Source organism: Treponema sp. UBA7570 (assembly GCA_002477955.1).
Lineage (GTDB): Bacteria > Spirochaetota > Spirochaetia > Treponematales > Treponemataceae > Treponema_D.
This window is the reverse complement of sequence record DLLE01000003.1, coordinates 1-2799: the sequence shown is the minus strand read 5'-3', so window position 1 is coordinate 2799 and position 2799 is coordinate 1. Positions and strand designations below refer to the sequence as shown.

At 35.7% G+C, this 2799-nt stretch carries 5 protein-coding genes; 1 reads left to right on the top strand and 4 read right to left on the bottom strand.

The features are described from left to right. Positions 1–303 precede the first annotated feature (303 nt). The 4 genes from B4N75_RS00175 to B4N75_RS00160 all read right to left on the bottom strand — a co-directional run bounded on the left by B4N75_RS00175 (position 304) and on the right by B4N75_RS00160 (position 2285). A complete protein-coding gene (locus tag B4N75_RS00175) occupies positions 304–693 on the bottom strand; it encodes a DNA methyltransferase (RefSeq protein WP_414717800.1) in 390 nt (129 codons plus the stop codon). Positions 694–787: 94 nt separating this feature from the next. Beyond that, positions 788–1657, bottom strand: coding sequence for a hypothetical protein (locus B4N75_RS00170; RefSeq protein WP_296666970.1), 870 nt, complete (start codon positions 1655–1657; stop codon positions 788–790). 1 nt (position 1658) lies between these two features. Then, positions 1659–1895 (bottom strand): hypothetical protein, encoded by a 237-nt coding sequence (locus tag B4N75_RS00165; protein ID WP_296666967.1) that lies wholly within the window; start codon positions 1893–1895, stop codon positions 1659–1661. Further along, on the bottom strand, positions 1896–2285 hold the full coding sequence (locus B4N75_RS00160) for a hypothetical protein (RefSeq protein WP_296666964.1): 390 nt from the start codon (positions 2283–2285) through the stop codon (positions 1896–1898). Positions 2286–2517: 232 nt separating this feature from the next. On the opposite strand from B4N75_RS00160, the gene B4N75_RS00155 reads away from it, so the two are divergent. Further along, positions 2518–2799, top strand: a 282-nt coding sequence (locus B4N75_RS00155) for a transcriptional repressor (RefSeq protein ID WP_296706233.1), incomplete at its 3' end; no start/stop codon positions are given.

Genomic DNA, 2799 nt, shown 5'->3' with positions numbered 1-2799 from the left:
GTTCTGATAAAAGGCGATATTTTCAGGACGATTGAGAATCTGATTTGATTAGCCTTGCATTCAACAGGAATTATCTGCGTTTCATTATACACATTTTTGCATATTATAATGTATGATTTTTACACATATTTGCATATTGTTTACATAATGTCAGTTGTCGAATTTTCTTGCACTGTTTTTAGCCATATAGTCAGACTCGGTTCACGCAAGGCAAATTAAATGTGAGTGCGATTAAAGAAAAGAGAGAAAAAGAGATTTGTAAAAGGAGAATGTGAGGAAGAAAGAAAATTGCGAAAAATAAACTCACGCAGTTACCAGCACTTTTGGAGTTTTCTGTATAACAAGAATATTTTCATTATGAAGATTCTGCTCTTGTTTTTCTGAAATAGTAATAAATTCAAAATCGTTTTTAAAAAGTGCGGCATTTTCTTCATTCAGCTTTTTTCTTGCAACTTCTATCGCTTTTTGAGACTTGTCAATTCCAATCCACTTTCTGCCAAGTTCTTGGGCGGCAACCAAAGTTGTTCCCGAACCGCAGAAAAAGTCCATAACCAAACTTTCTGGATTTGAGGAAGTCTGGACAATGAGTTTTAATAGGTCAAGATTTTTTTCTGTCGGATAAACCGGATACTGGTAATCCTTAAAATCCCAAATGTCCTGAAGTTTTTTTCCTTTCTGCTCGTCCGCAAAAATTTTTCGGCGAGGAACTCCGTTTTTTGACCATTCAATCAGACCTTGCTCATCAAGTTTTTCAAGTTCTGCCGGAGAAGTTCGCCAGTGTCTGTTATCACATTATTTTATCAAATTGAGCCGCATCGACTTTTTTTGTTTTTATCGATTTTCGTGCGTTGTCAACGAAAGCGTAAAAGTCTTTATTCATATCAGCAAGAAAATTCATAAAATTTATATCGACAACGCTTCGCTCTCTTGCTGAAACAACGATTTCACTCTTTAAAGGATTTTCAAGATTCAATTTTATGACACCGATTCCATAGCCATTGTTTAAGCGCGAAATGTTTGAAAGAAAAGCTGCGTCAGTATCTAAATCCCCTACAACAAGATAGCCGTAATTTGCCCAAGCAGAATTTGAAACTGCCTGAAAATAACATTCTGTGATATTGCTTTTGTCAATTTTCAATTTAAGTTCAAAACTGTAGAACTGCATAACCTTTGTTGAAAAAAGCCCAAGTTTTTCGATTTCAGATTGAAAAAGCGGATTTAAGTCAAGGATTGTCGGATTTATGCCAACTATATCAGGATTTGTCCATTTTCCAATTTTGTCTTTTTTCTTCTGAACTTTTAAAGCGTTTATGGTTTTGCAGTAAACTCCGAAACGCTCTTTTGCAAATTTTACCAAATACGGATGCAAAGAAGATTCTGGTATTATGGTTGCTTCGGGAATATTTTTAGATTTCAGGAAAAAATGCTTTTTACTCTTCTTTACCTTTCCCTCATTTTGAATTCCAAAAACAGGATTGCTTCCGCTTGAATATTTTGTAAGACATCGGGCAACAGCAGACAATGGAACCTGAACTTTTTGAAGCTCTTCACATTCAGAATATTTTTCGTGTTTTTCTGCAATTGAAAGAATCTCACCTTGTGTAAGAGGAATTTCTGATTTTTCTAAAATATCGATTATAAGCTCAACCAGCTTCATTCTAAATCTCGCTTAAATATTCTGAAATATTCGCGTTTTTATATAAATCATAGGCTTCATCAATAACTTCATTCAAAATATCTTTTGTGTCATCTTCTTCACGATTAAAAATAACTTCCGCGAGGCAGACTAAGAAATACGGATTATTTGTTGGAAATCTGTCTTTGATTGAGTTTAGAAATTCGTAATCAGTGTTATGGAGAATTTTATCTTCAAGCAATTTTTGTGTATATTTCATTTATGCCACGTCCTTTTTCCTGTTCGTCTCTTTTGGCGCAGATGTTTTTTCAAGGATTCCATCAAGACCCATTTCATAAAGATAACTTGCAATTCGCTCAACAGTTTTTGGATTTCTTTCTATTGCGGAACGGTCGTTTTTTAAATATGAAACATAAGAATATTTTATCGGGAAAGGATGCTTTTCATCGCCCTGACCTTTTACTTGGTCAAGCAAAAGGTTTATCAAGCCTTTTGAATCGCGGTTCTGGAGCAATGTTTTTAATTTTTCTACAATGCCACTTGGCAAATCGCGTTTTTCATTTGCTGAAAGAGGATAAATTTTGAACAATTGGTCTAAATAGTCGTACTGATTGGCAAGTTCGATGCTTCGCTGTGTCCAAATGTTCATAATTTGTTTCTCCAGAATAAGTAGCGTTTATAAAATTACTATACACATTTTTTGACAAAACTTCCATACTAATTTTGAAATGAACCTGCCGCGAATTTTTGCTTTACAAAAACTCGGATATTTGTCGTGTGCGCTTGCGGTGGCAACACAAAAAAATCTTTGCGGTAACAAAAATAAAATAAACACAATTTTTCTTGACAATTCTTTTTCATCTCGCTAATATGCAACCGTGTTGCAAAAGTCTTATCACACTAAAACTTCGGAATTGATTTCTCAGTTTGTTCAGGAAAGGACGGAAAGCGGATTTTCTGCGATGGAGCTTCTTTCTTTTCTTTCTGAGCGCGGGGAAAGTGTGAACAAGACTACGGTTTACCGCAACCTTGAAAAGCTGGTTGAAAGCGGACGGCTCATAAAGCGCAAGTCGGCTATTTCTGACGGCTTTATTTATCAGACGGCGGAAGAAGACGGACAGTGCGGCGAGCATATTCACTTTCAGTGCGAAAAATGCGGCGCG

What these genes read in the sequence shown, in the direction of transcription:
- B4N75_RS00170 (WP_296666970.1), bottom strand. Translation starts at nt 1,657, where the DNA reads ATGAAGCTGGTTGAGCTTATAATCGATATTTTAGAAAAATCAGAAATT.
- B4N75_RS00165 (WP_296666967.1), bottom strand. Translation starts at nt 1,895, where the DNA reads ATGAAATATACACAAAAATTGCTTGAAGATAAAATTCTCCATAACACT.
- B4N75_RS00160 (WP_296666964.1), bottom strand. Translation starts at nt 2,285, where the DNA reads ATGAACATTTGGACACAGCGAAGCATCGAACTTGCCAATCAGTACGAC.